Raw genomic sequence first — 1,711 nt, forward strand, 5'->3', positions numbered from 1 at the left:
GTCTCCGGACGCAAAAAAATATCAAAGCCTCACGAGTGAACACATAATGAAATTCATTATGACGTTTTACAGATGAGCACCGCTGAACTGGTTTCAGCAAATCAAACTTAAATTGAAGAGTTTGATCATGGCTCAGATTGAACGCTGGCGGCAGGCCTAACACATGCAAGTCGAACGGTAGCACAGAGAGCTTGCTCTCGGGTGACGAGTGGCGGACGGGTGAGTAACGTCTGGGAAACTGCCCGATGGAGGGGGATAACTACTGGAAACGGTAGCTAATACCGCATAACGTCGCAAGACCAAAGTGGGGGACCTTCGGGCCTCACACCATCGGATGTGCCCAGATGGGATTAGCTAGTAGGTGGGGTAATGGCTCACCTAGGCGACGATCCCTAGCTGGTCTGAGAGGATGACCAGCCACACTGGAACTGAGACACGGTCCAGACTCCTACGGGAGGCAGCAGTGGGGAATATTGCACAATGGGCGCAAGCCTGATGCAGCCATGCCGCGTGTATGAAGAAGGCCTTCGGGTTGTAAAGTACTTTCAGCGGGGAGGAAGGCGGTGAAGTTAATAGCTTCACCGATTGACGTTACCCGCAGAAGAAGCACCGGCTAACTCCGTGCCAGCAGCCGCGGTAATACGGAGGGTGCAAGCGTTAATCGGAATTACTGGGCGTAAAGCGCACGCAGGCGGTCTGTCAAGTCGGATGTGAAATCCCCGGGCTTAACCTGGGAACTGCATTCGAAACTGGCAGGCTGGAGTCTTGTAGAGGGGGGTAGAATTCCAGGTGTAGCGGTGAAATGCGTAGAGATCTGGAGGAATACCGGTGGCGAAGGCGGCCCCCTGGACAAAGACTGACGCTCAGGTGCGAAAGCGTGGGGAGCAAACAGGATTAGATACCCTGGTAGTCCACGCCGTAAACGATGTCGACTTGGAGGTTGTTCCCTTGAGGAGTGGCTTCCGGAGCTAACGCGTTAAGTCGACCGCCTGGGGAGTACGGCCGCAAGGTTAAAACTCAAATGAATTGACGGGGGCCCGCACAAGCGGTGGAGCATGTGGTTTAATTCGATGCAACGCGAAGAACCTTACCTACTCTTGACATCCAGAGAACTTAGCAGAGATGCTTTGGTGCCTTCGGGAACTCTGAGACAGGTGCTGCATGGCTGTCGTCAGCTCGTGTTGTGAAATGTTGGGTTAAGTCCCGCAACGAGCGCAACCCTTATCCTTTGTTGCCAGCGGTTCGGCCGGGAACTCAAAGGAGACTGCCAGTGATAAACTGGAGGAAGGTGGGGATGACGTCAAGTCATCATGGCCCTTACGAGTAGGGCTACACACGTGCTACAATGGCGCATACAAAGAGAAGCGACCTCGCGAGAGCAAGCGGACCTCATAAAGTGCGTCGTAGTCCGGATCGGAGTCTGCAACTCGACTCCGTGAAGTCGGAATCGCTAGTAATCGTAGATCAGAATGCTACGGTGAATACGTTCCCGGGCCTTGTACACACCGCCCGTCACACCATGGGAGTGGGTTGCAAAAGAAGTAGGTAGCTTAACCTTCGGGAGGGCGCTTACCACTTTGTGATTCATGACTGGGGTGAAGTCGTAACAAGGTAACCGTAGGGGAACCTGCGGTTGGATCACCTCCTTACCTGAAGATACCTTCCCGCGAAGTGCTCACACAGATTGTCTGATAGAAAGTAACGAGAAGAA

General features: G+C 53.4%; 1 rRNA gene. It reads left to right on the forward strand.

The annotated features are described in order from the left end of the window. Window positions 1-109: 109 nt before the first annotated feature. Window positions 110-1,649, forward strand: a 16S ribosomal RNA gene (locus ACFQW4_RS23595). Window positions 1,650-1,711: the final 62 nt, after the last annotated feature.

This window comes from Pantoea sp. GCM10028869, assembly GCF_042666835.1.
GTDB lineage: Bacteria > Pseudomonadota > Gammaproteobacteria > Enterobacterales > Enterobacteriaceae > Pantoea > Pantoea leporis.